Source organism: Mesorhizobium sp. M4B.F.Ca.ET.203.01.1.1 (assembly GCF_004791025.1).
GTDB lineage: Bacteria > Pseudomonadota > Alphaproteobacteria > Rhizobiales > Rhizobiaceae > Mesorhizobium > Mesorhizobium abyssinicae.
Map to the genome: position 1 here is coordinate 312,090 of NZ_SRUO01000005.1, position 15,992 is coordinate 328,081.

The following is a 15,992-nucleotide window of genomic DNA, read 5'->3' on the forward strand; positions in this document are numbered from 1 at the left end:
GTTCATAGCAACAAAATAGCGCGCAGTTGCCGGCGCGCCCCAAGAATCACTGATAGGAAACCAGCGTTGCACCATTTTCATGGCTGAAATCTGGCTTCACGCCAAGCATGGCAGCCGAACGGCGGATAATGTTTCCCGCCATGACGCCCGCATTCGAGGCCGCGGTCGCTCCCATGCCGGGCTTTTCCGGCTTCGGCTCGTCAGCGATCGTCAGCACGATGTATTGCGGATCGTCCATCGGGAAGGCGGCCACGAAGGCGTTGAAATTCTTCTCCTTGGAGTAGCGGCCGTTGACGACCTTCTCTGCCGTGCCGGTCTTGCCGCCGACGCGGTAGCCCGGCACCCTGGCGCTCTTGCCCGAGCCCTTCTCGGCATTCAGCGCATAGAGATAGCGCATGCCTTCGACGGTCTTTTCACTGACCACCTTCTTGGCAACTTCCATCGCCTGCTGCGCCGTGCGCGGCAGGAAAGTTGGTTCGATCAGGAAGCCGCCATTCATCAGCGCGGCGCAGCCCACCGCCGTCTGCAGCGGCGTCGTCGACACGCCGTGACCGAAAGCGATGGTGATCGAATTGACCTGCTTCCACACTTTGGGCTCGGTCGGCCGCGCCACTTCCGGCAGTTCCGTCTGCATCTTCTCGAGCACGCCCAGGCGATGCAGGAATTCGCGGTGTCCCTCGATGCCGACCGCCTCGGCCTCCTTGGCCGAGCCGATGTTGGAGGAATAGATGAACACCTCCGGCACCGACAGCACGCGGCCCTTGCTGTGGAAGTCGTGGATCGTCTGGCGGCCGATCCTGATCGGGCGCGTAGCGTCGAACCGGCTTTCCAGCGTCACCTTGCCGGAATCCAGCGCCATGGCGGTGGTGAAGCTCTTGAACGTCGAGCCCATTTCATAGAGGCCGGCCGACATGCGGTTCAACCGGTCCTTGTCCTGGGCATTGTAGGGATTGTTGGGATCGAAATCCGGCACCGAGGCCATCGCCATCACTTCGCCGGTCTTGACGTTGAGGACGACGGCGCCCGCCGCAATCGCATGGAACCGCTCCATGCCGTTGGCCACCTCGTCGCGCACGACGTTCTGGACGCGCAGGTCGATCGACAGTTGCACCGGCTTCAGGTCCCTGGCCACGGCCAGGCCCGACGCCTGCAGGTCGGTCAGACCCTGGTCGTCGATATATTTCTCCATGCCGGAGATGCCCTGATTGTCGATGTTGGTGAGACCGACGATGTAGGACGAGGTTTCGCCGCTCGGGTAGAAGCGGCGCTTCTCGGTGCGGAAACCGAAGCCGGGGATGCCGAGCTGCATGATGTCGGACTGCTGCTTCGGCGTCAGCTGCCGCTGCAGCCAGACGAAGCCGGCTCCGCTCTTCAGCTTGTGGTAGGTCTGCTCATAGTCGATCTCGGGCAGCACGGTCGACAGCTTCTCGATCGCCTCATCCGCGTCGACGATGCGGCGTGGTTCGGCAAACAGCGAGGCCGTCTTGATGTCGGTCGCCAGCACCTCGCCGTTGCGGTCGACGATGTCAGGCCGCGAGGCCGTGACACGGTTCTGCGGCCCGCCCGACATGTCGGGGCTCTGGAAGCCGAGATAGACCAACCTGCCGGCGATGGCCGAATAGATGCCGAAGAACACCGCCATCGTCATCACGATGCGGGTCCTGGCCCTGCCGCCGGTCGCCTTGCGGGCGCCCTCGACGACGATCGAGCCGTCGTCGCCCTGCTTCTTGCGGCGCTTCAGCAGACTTCCGAGCGTCGAGAATTTGGCGATCATTGCACGATGCCTCCGGTCACGACCGGGTCCTTGGCCCCCTTGGGCCCATTGTCGGAATTGTCGGCCATGCCGCCCAGCCGCTGCGACGAGAGGTCCTCGATGGTGACCGGCTTTGCCGGCAGATCGTCGAGATTGACGATCTGGCGCGCATTGACCGGCTCCAGCCCGAGCTGCGACTTGTAGATTTCGGCGAGCTTCTGCAGGCGCGAAGGCTGCGTGAGCAGGCTCCAGTCGGCCTTGAGCAGGTCGATCGTGTCCTCCTCGTAGCGGATCTGCGCCTCGATCTTCTGCACCGAAGCCAATTGCTCCTCGGCCTCGCGCTTGGTCTTGTAGGTCAACGCCGCCGCCGAAACCATGACGGCGATCAGGACTATGTCGCTGGTACGAAACACGTGCTTACCTCTCCCCCGGCCGCTCGACGGCGGGAAGCTTTGGAAGGCCGAAAATCGAAAAATCGCCAGCGCGCGCCGGCGCCTCGCTGCGGATAGCCGCGCGCAGCCTGGCCGAACGCGCCCTGGGATTGGCGGCGATCTCGGCCTCGCCAGGCGTCACACCGCCTCCCGACTTCCTGAACGTCGCCGGACGCGCCTGCGCCTCTGGCATATGGCGCGAGCCACTCGCGGCCTCCGCCCGATCGGCGATGAAACGCTTGACGATGCGGTCCTCCAGGGAATGGAAGGTCACCACGGCGAGCCGGCCGCCCGGCTTCAGCGCGCGCTCGGCCGCGAACAGCGCCTTGGCCAGTTCGCCTAGCTCGTCATTGACGAAGATGCGCAACGCCTGGAAGACGCGGGTCGCCGGATGGATCTTGTCCTTCGGCGCGCGGCCGATATGCGTCTCGATCGCGTCGGCCAGATCGAGCGTGCGCTCGAATGGCCGCTTCTCGCGCCGGCTCTCGATCATGCGGGCGATGCGGCCGGCATGGCGCTCCTCGCCGAGGAAGCCGAAGATGCGGGCAAGGTCGCCCGCCTTGAAGCTGTTGACGACATCGGCGGCGCTGAGGCCCGCCTGCGCCATGCGCATGTCGAGCGGTCCGTCGGCGCGAAACGAGAAGCCGCGCTCGGCCTGGTCGAGCTGCATGGAGGAGACGCCGATGTCGAGCACCACGCCGTCGGCGCTTTCGACATGCTCATCGAGCATCGAAAACGGCGCCTGGACAAGAGTCAGGCTGCCGCCTGATTGCTGTTCCAGCGAGCGCCCAGCGGCGATGGCATCGGGATCGCGGTCGATGGCCACGACCGAGGCACCGCTTGCCAGGATGGCCCTGGTATAGCCGCCGGCGCCGAAGGTGCCGTCGACGATCAGATCGCCGGCCTTGGGCGACAGCGCCTCCAGCACTTCGGCAAGAAGGACCGGAATGTGGCGGGCCGGTCCGCCGACGGCGTTGATATCCTCGCCGTGGCCAGCCATCATTCCGGTCGCTCCCCAGGCTTCGTCCCCTGCCGAAGCTGCAACAGCCGGGCGCGCGCCTGCGCCCCATAGGCGGCAAGCCGTCCCGGCTCCCAGATCTGGAAGAAATTGCCGCGGCCGACAAACGCCGCTTCCGCCGAAATGCCGGTGTGCTCGCGAATGAAATCGGTCATCGTGATGCGCCCGTCCTGATCGAGCTTCAGGAACGTACCATCGCCATGGCAGAAGAACGACATGTCGTCCGCCGCCTGCAGGAAGGGATCCTCCTGCGCGATGCGCTGCTCGTAGCGGTCGAGCAGGTCGAGACCGCCGACATCCATCGCCGGAAGATCCAGGCAGCGCAGCGCATAGAACTCCGAATAGCCCCGCTTCTGAACGACGGCGCGGAAATGCGCCGGAACGGAGACCCGTCCCTTCGCATCGATCCTGCTCACCGTGTTCGACAGAAACCGGTCCATCACGCGCCACAGCCGCTTCCGCCGCCGCACCCCTTTCCATCATCCCGTCCGCGCCGCCGCAGCGCGTCCCTTGCCGAAATTCCGCTTCGTTCAACGAGGCGAAAGCTCGCAAACGCGCAGGCCCAGCGGCTGCCCGATTGGCGTACGCTTCACCCTGACACGGAACGAAGGCTTTGGTATCGGAATGGGATATCATGGGGCACTATGGGCGTCAACGGGAACGAGCTTCACAAACGCGCTCGCCACAACCAGAAAGAGCAGCCTGACGGCACGTCTTATCTTTATCGTCTATTAAGCCTAACGAAGCGTTTAGAGGGCTGTGGCCCAAGGGACGCGGCTTGCTGCGGGCCGCGCCCACGCATAGCGTCGCGCCAATGCTCCGCTGCCTTTGGCAGCCAACAGGAGGTGAATGGTCGATGTCCGAAACGGCGAAGTCACGTGCCGCCGCCCTTGCCCACTTGCGCAGCCGCGATTTCGCCAAGGGCGATCCGATCCCCTTGCCGCTGACCATGGCCTCGATCTTCCACACACCTGGCGAAGAAGCGGGCTTCGACCAGTATGGCCGCTACGACAATCCGACCTGGCGCGCCGTCGAACACGCGCTCGGTCATCTGGAAGACGCGCATTGCCTCGCCTTCCCGTCGGGGATGGGGGCGATCTCGTCGGTGTTCTTCGCGCTGCTGAAATCGGGCGATCGCGTCCTTCTGCCTGCCGACGGCTATCACGCCACGCGCGCGCTGGCGGAACGCTTCCTGAAGCCGTTCGGCGTCGCCTGCGACACCAGGCCGACCCCAACCTTCCTCGACGGCGGGTTCGACGGCTACCGGTTGGTCTTCGCCGAAAGCCCGTCGAACCCGCGGCTCGACATTTGCGACATCGCCGCCGTCGCCAACGCTGTCCACGCGCAAGGCGCCCTCCTCGTCGTCGACAACACGACGATGACGCCCTACGGCCAGCGCCCGCTCGACCTCGGCGCCGATATCGTCGTCTCCGCCGACACCAAGGCGGTGAACGGCCACTCCGACGTGCTGTTCGGCCACGTCGCGAGCCGCAATCCGGACATCGTCGCCAAGGTGAGGGACTGGCGCGAGATGGCCGGCGGCATTCCCGGACCGTTCGAAGCATGGCTCGTGCATCGCGGGCTCGAAACGCTGGAGGTGCGCTTCGACCGCATGTGCTCTTCAGCGGAAACGATCGCGAAGCGACTCAAAAATCACCATGCGGTGGGCGCCCTGCGCTTTCCAGGCCTGGACGGCGATCCCTCGCACAATCTGGCGCGGGCGCAGATGGAGCGCTTCGGCTTCCTCATCTCCTTTGAACTCGCTTCGGAGCAGAAGGCCGAGGAGTTCATCGACAACTGCGCGCTGATGCAGTCGGCAACCTCTTTCGGCGGCGTTCACACCTCGGCCGAACGGCGCTCCAAAAGAGGCGACGCCGTGCCGTCCGGCTTCGTGCGCCTGTCCATTGGCTGCGAGCCGGTGGAAGAGCTTTGGCAAGCGATCGAGGCATCGCTCGACAGACTTGATGGTTGAATCAGGGCGTGCGCCGGCAGGCGCAACCCACTGATCTCAAGGGATTTCACTGCGAAAGAAATTGCCAGCTGGCCTGTAAGCCGGGTTCTGTATGGCCCCCGCGCCTTGCGGCACGGGAACGTGGCGGCCATTCATCTTGGGCGCATGTTGCCATGCGCCTCACGCAACCTACCCGGGCGGTGGGCCGGAAACAGCCCTCGAGGTTTCCCTCGCACCGCCCCTATTCGGTCTTGCTCCCGGTGGGGTTTACCTTGCCGCTCCTGTTGCCAGTCGCGCGGTGGGCTCTTACCCCACCCTTTCACCCTTGCCCCGGATCCGGCAGAGCCGAACGCCGTGGCGGTTTGCTTTCTGTGGCACTTTCCCTGGGGTCGCCCCCGCCGGCCATTAACCGGCACCGTGTCTCCATGGAGCCCGGACTTTCCTCACCCGCAGCCTTTCGGCTTCGCGGGTGCGGCCGCCCGGCCAGCTGGCACGGCGTATAAAGGGGTTCGCGCCTGAAAACGCAAACGAAAAAGCAGACTTATGCCAGCTTCGTCAGACCGGAGAGCCGAGCGCGGCCATCTGCACCTTGACCTTGCTGCAGTAAGCGGCCGACACCGGGTTCATCCGCGTCGCGGCGTGGCCGGCATTGTATTTCAGGATCGTGCCGCACGTGGTGCCGCCACCGAGGCCTCGCGCCATGGCAAGGTATTTCATGCCGTACTTGATGTTGGTGTCGGGATTGAACAGGCCCTTGACCGAGCCGCTGTAACCCATCATCCGCGCCGTTGCCGGCTTGATCTGCATCAGGCCGATCTCGCCGGCGCTGCCGACGATGTTGGGCCGGTAATTGCTCTCGATCTTGATGACCGCCTTGGCCAGCGACACCGGCACGCCTTCCGCCGCCGCATAGCGGGCGATGATCGCCGAGTACTGGCCGCCGTCGGCGCTCGCCGCCGCCGCGGTGGACTCTGCTGCGGTGCTCGGGCGGATCGACGCCGTGGTGGTCAGGTCGATCGTCTTCCTGTTTCGCTGCACACGCCGCTTGGCCGTCGCTTTCCTGGCTTTCACCGGGGCGACCTTCTGCACCTTCGCGGTGGTCGTCTTTTTTGCTTTCGGGGCCTCTGCGGCTTTCGGCGCGGTTTTGCTGGCTGCGGCGACAAAGCCGTTGTCGGCCCGCAGGCTCTGGGGTGCGGCATTCGCGGCGCCGATGGCAAAAGTCATTACACCGGCAGCAACGGCTGCCGTCAAGACGGTCAAATTTTGCATGTGGTCCTGTTCTGTTAGAACCGCGCGAAGAACTTCACGCGGCGACACCAAATCAATATCGGAACATCTCGGGAGGTTAGACGTCCGATAAATTGCACAGATCGCCTTTGACGACCGATTTGGCGGCAAACAAGGCGGCGCAAGTCACTTTAAGTGACAGATTGTAATTTAGCGATGCGAGATGGACTATGCGGCCGGGATTGCCTTCACGGAAGCAAGCAGCCTTTGCAGCGTCCGGATTGTCGAGCCGTCGGCCACGCCATCGACCAGCCGCGGCCGGAAATGCCGCTGGAAAGCCTCGACGACGATTTCGGTCTGGCGGTCGAAAGCAGCCGATATCTCCACGCCATAGCCATAGAGCGACAGCATCGACTGCAACGCCTCGACATCGCCCCCGATGTCGCCGGCCTTGAGCACCGCGCCCCGCCGAATCGGCGCCGCCGGAACGAGATGGCCGATGCCGGCCGCAAACAGGGTCTTCCAGGGGAATTTTTCGCCCGGATCGACCTTGCGACCCGGCGCCACGTCGGAATGGGCGAGCACGCGCTGTGCCGCGATGGCATGGCGTTGCACGACGCCTGCGCACAGGTCGGTCACCGCATCGATCTGCCGCCTGGGAAAGCCGGGATAGCCGAGCGAATGACCGGGATTGACGATCTCGATGCCGACCGAGCAGGAGTTGATGTCCGTTCGCCCGAACCATGAACTCCTGCCGGCATGCCAGGCGCGGTCGCTTTCGCGCACCATCTGCACGACGCGGCCGTCCTCATGGACGAGATAGTGGGAAGAGACCTCGCTGGCCGGATCACACAGCCACGCCTCGGCGCCCGCGCCGGTGGCCATGCCGGTGTAATGCAGCACGATCATATCGGGTCTGGGCGTATCGCGCCGCGGGCCGAAATTCGGCGATACCCTGACCTCGGCGCTCGGCTGGTCGGGCAGGAAACCGCTCATACGTGCCTGAGGCCCCGTTCGATCATCTCATAGGCGGCATTGATCGCCGCGAGCCTGGTCGTGGCGATCTTGATGAACTCCTGCGGCAGGCCGCGGGCGATCAGCCGGTCGGGATGATTGTCCGAGACCAGCTTGCGGTAGCGCTTCCTGACCTCATCGAAGGGCTTTCCCCGTTCGATGCCGAGCACGACATAGGGGTCGCCGGCGCCGAGATTGACGTGCCTGGCCAGGATGCTCTGGTAATGCGCCTCGTCGATACGGAAAATCTCGGCGATGCGGTGCAGGAACTGGCCTTCGCGCTCATGGATCAATCCATCGGCCTTGGCGATGTGGAACAGGCCGTCGAGTATGTCCTCCAGCATCATGCAGTTCGTATGGCCGGAACCGCAAAGCTGCGCCATGCGCTGCGCGTAGATCTCGAAACCGGCCACGTCGCGCTTGGCCAGGTCATAGAGCCGCGCCACGTTCCGCGTCTCTTTCGGCGGCACCTCGAATATTTCCTGGAAGGCGCGCACCTCATCCTGGGTGACGACGCCGTCGGCCTTGGCCATCTTGGCCGAGAGCGCGATCATCGCCACCGAAAAGGCGACGCGGCGGCGCAGATCGGCATCTCCGGAGAAAACCGTCCGCACGGCTTCGACGACATCGGCGACACCCGATGACGTTGAAGCGGTGACACGAGCGATGAAGTCGCCAAGGCGGTCCCAAATCGACATGAGGGCTTCTTAGTGCGAACCGGCCGCCGCTATCAAGCGAAGACAGTGCCGCAGGCCCAACCGATTTGACGACGGCGCCCAACAAGGCGCCCGATTCCAAAAGAGAAGGCCGGCGTGAAGCCGGCCTTCTTCGTCAACGCATCAGATTACTGCGCAGGGGGTGTTGCCGGAGCCGGCTCGGCAGGCTTCGTTGCGTCAGGAGCAGCCGGAGCCGCCGGCTTCATCGGTTCCTCGGCGGCCGGCGGATTGGTGCTCTGGGTGGTGGTGTTGTCGGTGCCGCTGTCGCTGCACGCCGCAACCCCAAGCAACGCTAGCGCCGAAAGGGACGCCAGAATGAGCTTGTTCATGATATCTCTCCTTCACCTGACGCTCACATTGTGGTGAGCAGTCGAAGGGGAAATGCATCAGCCGGCCTGGAGTTTCGTAACGTTGCATTTCCGCATGTAACATCATCCGGGCGGTTGCCGGCCGCAGCATTGCACACTAACAGGACAGGCCAAGCACCAGATTGCGCAGGGAAAATGCCGGGAGCCGCGATGACTGAAAAGTGGGATTTCTGGATCGACCGCGGCGGCACTTTCACCGACGTCATCGGCCACGACCCGCAAGGCGGGCTGCACCCCCGCAAGCTGCTGTCCGAAAATCCCGAAGCCTATGCGGACGCCGCCATCCAGGGCATTCGCGACCTGCTTGGGCTGAAATCCGGCGCCGCCATTCCGTCAGGCCTGATCGGAGACATCAAGATGGGCACCACTGTCGCCACCAATGCGCTGCTGGAGCGCAAGGGCGACCGCGTGCTCCTGCTCATCAGCAAGGGTTTTCGCGACGCGCTTCGCATCGCCTATCAGGCGCGTCCGGATATCTTCGCCAAGGAGATCGTGCTGCCCGAGCAGCTTTATGAGCGCGTCATCGAGATCGACGAGCGCGTGTGCGCCGACGGCCGCGTCGAACGCCTGCTCGACATCGCCGCCTGCCGCCCGGCGATCGAACAGGCCAGGGCCGACGGCATCGATGCAGTCGCCATCGTCTTCATGCATGCCTGGAAATATCCGGACCACGAGAAGGCCGTCGCGGAAGTCTGTCGCAAGCTCGGCTTCGGCCAGGTCTCGGTCAGCCACGAAGTGTCGCCGCTGATCAAGCTGGTCGGCCGCGGCGACACCACCGTGGTCGATGCCTATCTGTCGCCGATCCTGTCGCGCTACGTGCAAAGGGTGGCAGGCGAATTGGGCGCCGGCCCCCGCCTGATGTTCATGATGTCGTCAGGCGGCCTCACCGCCGCCGACATGTTCCAGGGCAAGGACGCGCTGTTGTCCGGCCCGGCTGGCGGCGTCGTCGGCATGGTCGAGACGGCGATGCTCGCCGGCTTCGGCAAAGTCATCGGCTTCGACATGGGCGGCACCTCGACCGACGTCGCCCACTATGACGGCGAATATGAGCGCGCCTTCGACACCGAGGTCGCCGGCGTGCGCATCCGCGCGCCGATGATGCGCATCCATACCGTTGCCGCCGGCGGTGGCTCGATCCTGCATTATGAGGCCGGCCGCTTCCGCGCCGGTCCGGATTCCGCAGGCGCCAATCCCGGCCCTGCCGCTTACCGGCGCGGCGGCCCGCTCGCCGTGACCGACGCCAATGTGATGCTGGGCAAGCTGCAGCCCGATTTCTTCCCGGCGATCTTCGGTCCCGGCCAGGACCAGCCGCTCGACGTCGACACCGTGCGCAAAAAATTCACCGCGCTTGCCACTGAGATCGGCGATGGCCGCACGCCGGAAGCTGTCGCCGAAGGCTTCGTCACCATCGCCGTCGAGAACATGGCCAACGCCATCAAGAAAATCTCGGTGCAGCGCGGCTATGACGTCACCGAATATCTCTTGAACTGCTTTGGCGGCGCCGGCGGTCAGCATGCTTGCCTGGTCGCCGATGCGCTCGGCATGGAAGCGGTGCTGATCCATCCCTTCTCCGGCCTGCTTTCGGCCTATGGCATCGGCCTGTCGTCGGTCTTTGCCTCGCGCCAGCAGGCGCTGCTCAAGCCGCTCGCCGACGAATCCAGGACGGAGATCGACGCGCTCATCGCGACCTTGAGGAAAGCCGTCATCGCCGAGCTCGCGGCACAAGGCATTGCCGAGGAAGCCGTCGCCTCCCGGCCGGTGCTGCAGATCCGCTATGACGGCACCGACACCGCGCTGCCGGTGAATTTCGCCGATGGTTCGATCTTCCAGGCCAGACGCGATTTCGAGGCTGCCCACAAGGCGCAGTTCGGCTTCGTCTATGACGACAAGCCAATGATCGTCGAGACCGTCGGCGTCGAAGGCACCGATACCGGCGGGGGTGGCCGTGATGAAACTGAATCGACAACAGAGGATCTGGCCGCAAGTCCTTCCAGGACTCGCAAAATCTTCACCGAAGGCGAATGGCGAGAGGCGGGCATCTTTCACCGCGAGGCGCTCGCCCCCGGAAACTGGGTCGCTGGCCCTGCGCTGATCATCGAGCCCAACCAGACGATCGTCGTGGAGCCGGGCTGGCGGGCCGAGATCACCGCCAGGAACCATGTGCTGTTGCGACGGACCGAGAAGAAACGCCGCCAGGCGGCGCTCGGCACCGAAGCCGATCCGGTCATGCTGGAGGTCTTCAACAACCTCTTCATGTCGATCGCCGAGCAGATGGGCGTGACGCTGCAGAACACCGCCTATTCGGTCAACATCAAGGAGCGGCTGGATTTCTCCTGCGCCGTGTTCGACCGCCATGGCGCGCTGGTCGCCAACGCGCCGCACATGCCGGTGCATCTCGGCTCCATGGACCGCTCGGTCGAGACCATCATTCGCCTCAATTCCGGCGACATCCATCCGGGCGACGTCTTCGCCCTCAACGCGCCCTACAATGGCGGCACGCACCTGCCCGACATCACCGTGGTGACGCCGGTGTTCGATGACGCGCGCAAGGAGATCCTGTTCTGGGCGGCCTCGCGCGGCCACCACGCCGATGTCGGCGGCACCGCACCCGGATCGATGACGCCTTTGGCCACCACGGTCGACGAGGAAGGCGTGCTGTTCGACAATTTCCGCATCGTCGATCGCGGCCGGTTCCGCGAGAAGGAGCTGGAGGCGCTGCTCACCGACCACCCCTACCCGGCGCGCAATCCGCACCAGAACATCGCCGACCTCAAGGCGCAGATCGCCGCCAACGAGAAGGGCGTGGCCGAATTGCGCAAGATGGTCGCGCATTTCGGCCTCGATGTCGTCGAGGCCTATATGGGCCACGTCCAGGACAACGCTGCCGAAAGCGTGCGTCGCGTGCTGGAACGGCTGCCCGACACCTCCGAGTATGAATATCCGACCGACACCGGTCAGGTGATCAAGGTCAGGATCTCGGTCGACCGGGAAAAGCGCGAGGCGATCGTCGACTTCACCGGAACCTCGCCGGTCGAGAAGAACAATTTCAACGCGCCGGAACCCGTCGCCCGCGCCGCCGTGCTCTATGCCTTCCGCGTCATGGTCGAGGACATGATCCCGATGAATGCGGGGTGCCTCAGGCCGATCAACATCGTCATTCCCGACGGCTGCATGCTGAAGCCCGCCTATCCGGCGGCCGTCGTCGCCGGCAATGTCGAGACCTCGCAGCATGTGACCAATGCGCTGTTCGGCGCCATGGGCGCGATGGCCAATGCGCAGGGGACGATGAACAACCTCACCTTCGGCAACAAGCAGTACCAGTATTACGAGACGATCTGCTCCGGCTCGCCCGCCGGGCGGATGAACTCTGGCCGCGGCTTTGCCGGCACCTCCGGCGTCCATACCCATATGACGAACTCCCGCCTCACCGACCCGGAAGTGCTGGAATTGCGCTTCCCCGTGCTGCTCGAGGATTTCCACATCCGCGAAGGCTCCGGCGGCAAGGGCAAGTGGGATGCCGGCGACGGCACGAAGCGCACCATCCGCTTCCTCGAAAAGATGGAATGCGCGATCCTGTCATCGCATCGCAACCGGCCGCCGCAGGGCCTGGACGGCGGCGGCGACGGCGAAGCGGGCTCGACCAAGGTCCGTCGCAACAGCGGCGCTGTCGACGTGCTGAAGGCCTGTGACCAGACCGTGCTCGACGCCGGCGAGGCCGTCATCGTCACCACGCCGACGCCTGGAGGGTTCGGCAAGGCATAAGGAGGCTTCGAGAATTCGCCACGGCAAGTCAGGTGGCGTGGCTTTCGAGAACCGGAGCGGAGCGGACACAAGTCCGTGAGCTTCGCGCATGACCCCGAAATCGAAATCGATTTCGGAAAGGATCATGCGCAAACAAAGATGCTACAGCTTCCTTTGCGCGTCCTTGTGGACGCGCGGCGCTGTAGTAAGCGCAGAAAGTCGCGTCAGATGACCGCCGCAGTAGAATTATCGAGGCCTCCGTCTGTCACCGGCCTGTCATAACGCTGCGCTACCCGCTTGCGCCAAAGCAAACGGGGAATCACCTTGCCATGACGGACGTTTCCGGAGATCTGGTTTTTCGCCGCGGCAAGGAAGTTGGAAAAGCCGTCTACCAGAATCGCCCGCTGTCGAAGGCCGGCATGTCGGAGCGGCTCTTCGCCTTCCTGTTTTCCGGCCTCGTCTATCCGCAGATCTGGGAAGACCCCGATGTCGACATGGAGGCCATGCAGCTCGGCGCCGGCCACCGCATCGTCACCATCGCCTCGGGCGGCTGCAACATCCTTGCATATCTCACTCGTTCGCCCGAACGGATCGACGCCGTCGACCTCAACGCCGCCCATATCGCGCTGAACCGCATGAAGCTCGAGGCGGTGCGCCGCCTGCCCTCGCAGGGCGACCTGTTCCGCTTCTTCGGCGCCACCGACACCAGCCACAATTCGGAAGCCTACGACCGCTTCATCGCCCCGCATCTCGATCCGGTCAGCCGCCACTACTGGGAGCGCCGTAACTGGCGCGGCCGCCGGCGCATCGAGGTCTTCGACCGCAATTTCTACCAGACCGGCCTGCTCGGCCTGTTCATCGCCATGGGCCATCGCGTCGGCAAGTTCTTTGGCGTCGACCCCGCGGGCATCATGCAGGCCAGCAACATCGGCGAGCAGCGCCGCTTCTTCAACGAGGAACTGGCGCCGGTTTTCGAAAAGCCGCTGCTGAAATGGGCGACATCGCGCAAGGCTTCGCTGTTCGGTCTCGGCATTCCGCCGGCGCAGTACGATTCGCTGATCACCTCGGGCGACGGCACGATGGCGAGCGTGCTCAAGGCCAGGCTGGAAAAGCTCGCCTGCGATTTCCCGCTGAACACCAACTATTTCGCCTGGCAGGCCTTTGCCCGCCGCTATCCCGAGCCCGGCGAGGCAGCACTCCCCGCCTATCTGGAGAAGCGCAATTACAAGGTGATCCGCGACAACATCGACCGCGTCGCCATCAACCACACCAACCTGATCGAGTTCCTCGCCGGCAAGGATGCGGGCGCGGTCGACCGCTTCATCCTGCTCGACGCGCAGGACTGGATGACCGACGACCAGCTCAACGCGCTGTGGGCGGAGATCACCCGCACGGCATCGGCCGGCGCCCGTGTCATCTTCCGTACGGCGGCCGAGCCCAGCCTGCTGCCCGGTCGCGTCTCCAACTCGCTGCTTGACCAGTGGAGCTACGAGGCCGAGGCCTCGCGCGACTTCTCGGCGCGCGACCGTTCGGCCATCTATGGCGGCTTCCACCTTTATGTGAAGCGCTGATGAGCACCACCGAACTGCCCGCCAGCCATGCCGAGCTGATGGACGGCGTCTATCGCTGGCAGCGCCATATCTATGACCTGACCCGCAAATACTATCTGCTCGGCCGCGACCGGCTGATATCAGGGCTGGACGTGCCGCCCGGAGGCACGGTGCTCGAGCTCGGTTGCGGCACCGGCCGCAACATCATCCTTGCCGCCTGCCGCTATCCCGAGGCGCGCTTCTTCGGCCTCGATATTTCGGCGGAAATGCTGGAGACCGCGAGCGCGGCCATCGCTCGCGAAAACCTGTCCGCCCGCGTCACGCTCAAGCGCGGCGACGCCACCGATTTCGACGCCGGCGCACTGTTTGGCGTCGCGCGTTTCGACCGCGTGTTCGTGTCCTATTCTCTGTCGATGATCCCCGGCTGGGAAAAGACGGTTTCCGAGGCGCTCGCCGCGCTTGCGCCCGGCGGTTCGCTGCATGTCGTCGATTTCGGCCAGCAGGAAGGCCTGCCGCGCTGGTTCCGCGCGCTGCTGCGCGGCTGGCTCAAGAAATTCCACGTCACGCCGCGTGAGACGCTGCGCGAAGTCCTGGAATCGGAATCTCGGCGAACCGGCGCAAGCTTCCATTTCAGAACGCTTTATCGCGGCTACGCCTGGCTTGGGGTGATAGGCGCAGCCAAGTAGTCAGTGCAGCGCCTTGACCAGCGCTCCCAGCATCGCCTGCGGTCGATAGCCAAGCTTGGCCGGCGTCAGGCCAAGCCGCACCACCACCAACTGCTCCGACGGGATGATGGCGACCGTCTGTCCGTCATGCCCCTCCATCCAATAGGTGTCCTTGGGCAGGCCGGCCGCAGCGCCGGCTCCGGGGTTCTCCTCATCGCCCGGCCCTTCGATCCATACCTGGCCCTTGCCGTAGACCTTCGAGGCCGCCGCCGGCTCCCGCATCCAGTCGACGAAGCCGGCGGGCAGGAGCTGATTGCCGTTCCAGACCCCGCCCTGCAGCAGGAACTGGCCGAAGCGCGCCCAGTCATGCGCCGTCGCGTAGAGATAGGACGAGCCGACAAAGCTGCCCTGCTCGTCGGTCTCGAGCACGGCGCTGTGCATGCCGAGCGGCTCGAACAGCGCCTTCCGCGGCCAGGTTAGCGCCTTCGCCTTGTCGCCGACGGCGTCCTGCCACAGCCGCGACAGCATCACCGCCGTGCCGCTCGAATAGGAAAACACCTTGCCCACCTCGCCGGTCAGCGGCTTGGCTTCGGCGAAACCGGCCATGTCGGGTTCGAGATAGAGCATGCGCGTCACATCGGCGACGTCGCCGTAATCCTCGTTGAACTCCAGCCCGCTCGACATCGCCATCAGGTCGGCGAGGCTGATGGCGGCGCGGCCGTCCGCCTTCCACGGCGCGAACAGGCCCTTGTTGTCGATCGCCATCTTGCCGTCCTTGACCAGCGTGCCGACGATTGCGGCATTGACCGTCTTGGTCATCGACCAGCCGAGCAGCGGCGTCTTTGCCGAAAAGCCCTCGCCATAGCGCTCGGCGACGATATGGCCGTTCTTCACCACGACCACGGCGCGCATGCCGGCGCCGGCCATGGCCGCGTCGTCGACGATTTTCGCGATTTCTGGATTCTGCGGGGCGTCCACCCGCTCGCCCTCCGGCCACAGCGCATCCTGCCTGGTAGCGGCCGGCTCGGCGTAGATCGCCGTCTGCCTCGCCTTGCCGGTGTTGCCGTCCGGAACCGTAGCGCAGCCCAGTCCGTCGCGCGCGACGGCGACACTTTTGCCGAGCACGCCGAACAGGCCTGCCGACACCATGCCGCGTTCCTTGTCGACCGACACCTTCATCAGCCTGAGCAGCGGATGACCCGGCGCCTGGACGTCGACGGCGAGCACCTCGTTGGCGTCGCGCCCGGCGATGAAGACGTTCGAGCACACGATCTTGGCCGAATAGCCGGAACCGACGCGGATCAATTCGGGCGGCGCGACATAGAGCCAGGCGACCAGCGCGACTATCGCCAGCACGACCAGGCCGAACAGCCATTTGACGATCTTGACGACGATCCGCATCTCACCCCCTGCGTGTGGCGCCCGATTTATGCCATCGATTTGCCGCCATTGCTGCCTCAAAATCGCGGCTGTTGTCGAGCGCCGTCAACCGAATATCAACCATGATCGGCGATCAACGGAGAGGGCTGGACGATCCTGTGGGGCGATCGTCCGGCGG

General features: G+C 64.6%; 13 protein-coding genes and 1 other RNA gene. 4 read left to right on the plus strand and 10 right to left on the minus strand.

What is annotated here, in order from left to right; genetic code table 11:
• Nucleotides 1-46 precede the first annotated feature (46 nt).
• From EN846_RS14140 to mraZ, 4 genes are read right to left on the minus strand one after another with little or no spacing between them, the layout of a single operon-like run.
• The gene (locus tag EN846_RS14140) at nt 47-1,774 is read right to left on the minus strand and encodes a penicillin-binding protein 2 (protein WP_127309915.1); all 1,728 of its coding nucleotides are present in this window, start codon (nt 1,772-1,774) and stop codon (nt 47-49) included.
• Complete coding sequence (locus tag EN846_RS14145) at nt 1,771-2,166, minus strand: hypothetical protein (RefSeq protein WP_127286716.1); 396 nt, start codon at nt 2,164-2,166, stop codon at nt 1,771-1,773. The genes EN846_RS14140 and EN846_RS14145 overlap by 4 nt, the downstream gene beginning before the upstream one ends.
• A 4-nt stretch (nt 2,167-2,170) precedes the next feature.
• A complete protein-coding gene (gene rsmH / locus EN846_RS14150) occupies nt 2,171-3,187 on the minus strand; it encodes a 16S rRNA (cytosine(1402)-N(4))-methyltransferase RsmH (RefSeq protein ID WP_128346608.1) in 1,017 nt (338 codons plus the stop codon).
• A complete protein-coding gene (gene mraZ, locus EN846_RS14155) occupies nt 3,184-3,642 on the minus strand; it encodes a division/cell wall cluster transcriptional repressor MraZ (RefSeq protein WP_127286719.1) in 459 nt (152 codons plus the stop codon). The genes rsmH and mraZ overlap by 4 nt, the downstream gene beginning before the upstream one ends.
• Nucleotides 3,643-4,058: 416 nt before the next feature.
• Here mraZ and EN846_RS14160 point away from each other — a divergent pair, with 416 nt between their 5' ends.
• Nucleotides 4,059-5,174 (plus strand): cystathionine gamma-lyase, encoded by a 1,116-nt coding sequence (locus tag EN846_RS14160; protein ID WP_127393468.1) that lies wholly within the window; start codon nt 4,059-4,061, stop codon nt 5,172-5,174.
• Nucleotides 5,175-5,234: 60 nt separating this feature from the next.
• Here EN846_RS14160 and rnpB read toward each other — a convergent pair.
• From rnpB to EN846_RS14185, 5 genes are all read right to left on the minus strand, one after another.
• An RNA gene (rnpB, locus tag EN846_RS14165) (RNase P RNA component class A) lies at nt 5,235-5,644 on the minus strand.
• Nucleotides 5,645-5,708: 64 nt separating this feature from the next.
• Complete coding sequence (locus EN846_RS14170) at nt 5,709-6,422, minus strand: transglycosylase SLT domain-containing protein (RefSeq protein WP_127311416.1); 714 nt, start codon at nt 6,420-6,422, stop codon at nt 5,709-5,711.
• A 186-nt stretch (nt 6,423-6,608) separates the two neighbouring features.
• Complete coding sequence (locus EN846_RS14175; RefSeq protein ID WP_127393467.1) at nt 6,609-7,376, minus strand: N-acetylmuramoyl-L-alanine amidase; 768 nt, start codon at nt 7,374-7,376, stop codon at nt 6,609-6,611.
• Entirely contained in the window at nt 7,373-8,092 is a 720-nt protein-coding gene (locus EN846_RS14180; RefSeq protein WP_127311414.1) for a DnaJ family molecular chaperone, read from the minus strand. The genes EN846_RS14175 and EN846_RS14180 overlap by 4 nt, the downstream gene beginning before the upstream one ends.
• 146 nt (nt 8,093-8,238) lie before the next feature.
• Complete coding sequence (locus EN846_RS14185; protein WP_127285031.1) at nt 8,239-8,439, minus strand: hypothetical protein; 201 nt, start codon at nt 8,437-8,439, stop codon at nt 8,239-8,241.
• Nucleotides 8,440-8,628: 189 nt separating this feature from the next.
• Here EN846_RS14185 and EN846_RS14190 point away from each other — a divergent pair, with 189 nt between their 5' ends.
• From EN846_RS14190 to EN846_RS14200, 3 genes are all read left to right on the plus strand, one after another.
• Nucleotides 8,629-12,240, plus strand: a complete 3,612-nt coding sequence (locus EN846_RS14190; RefSeq protein ID WP_127393591.1) for a hydantoinase B/oxoprolinase family protein — start codon at nt 8,629-8,631, stop codon at nt 12,238-12,240.
• A gap of 308 nt (nt 12,241-12,548) precedes the next feature.
• On the plus strand, nt 12,549-13,790 hold the full coding sequence (locus EN846_RS14195) for a DUF3419 family protein (protein ID WP_245478198.1): 1,242 nt from the start codon (nt 12,549-12,551) through the stop codon (nt 13,788-13,790).
• Entirely contained in the window at nt 13,790-14,455 is a 666-nt protein-coding gene (locus EN846_RS14200) for a class I SAM-dependent methyltransferase (protein WP_128346686.1), read from the plus strand. The genes EN846_RS14195 and EN846_RS14200 overlap by 1 nt, the downstream gene beginning before the upstream one ends.
• Here the strand turns inward: EN846_RS14200 and EN846_RS14205 are convergent, their stop codons facing one another.
• Nucleotides 14,456-15,835: a serine hydrolase gene (locus EN846_RS14205; protein ID WP_127394156.1), complete on the minus strand. Its 1,380-nt coding sequence runs from the start codon at nt 15,833-15,835 to the stop codon at nt 14,456-14,458.
• Nucleotides 15,836-15,992 lie beyond the last annotated feature (157 nt).